Genomic DNA, 388 nt, shown 5'->3' with positions numbered 1-388 from the left:
GGCGCGCGCACCGGCCGGAGGACCGGCTTAGCCGATCTTGGCTTCGTAATCAGCAGCCGACATCAGGGCGTTCACGTCGTCGGCGTTGGCCGGCTTGATCTTGAACAGCCAAGCGTCGTAGGCGCCTGCGTTCACGGATTCCGGCGCGCCCGCCGCATCTGCGTTGTTGGCGACGATCTCGCCGGCCACCGGGGCGAAGATGTCGGAAGCGGCCTTGACAGACTCCACCACGGCAATCGCTTCGTCCTTGGCGACGGCGCGGCCGGCTTCCGGCAGCTCCAGGAAGACGATGTCGCCGAGCTGTTCCTGCGCGAAGTCGGTAATGCCGATGGTCAGCGTGCCGTCGGCTTCAACGCGGATCCACTCGTCGTGTTCGGTGTACTTCAGA

1 protein-coding gene is annotated in these 388 nt (G+C 65.5%); it reads right to left on the bottom strand.

Translation table 11 applies throughout. The features are described from left to right. Positions 1–27: 27 nt before the first annotated feature. A complete protein-coding gene (gcvH, locus tag SOP85_RS31275) occupies positions 28–387 on the bottom strand; it encodes a glycine cleavage system protein GcvH (protein WP_323629445.1) in 360 nt (119 codons plus the stop codon). Position 388 lies beyond the last annotated feature (1 nt).

Origin of the sequence: Pseudomonas sp. YuFO20, assembly GCF_035064975.1 — a bacterium.
In the GTDB taxonomy this organism is placed as follows: Bacteria; Pseudomonadota; Gammaproteobacteria; order Pseudomonadales; family Pseudomonadaceae; genus Aquipseudomonas; species Aquipseudomonas putida_AE.
Note: the sequence above shows the minus strand (reverse complement) of the source record. Positions and strands in the feature narration are given on the sequence as shown.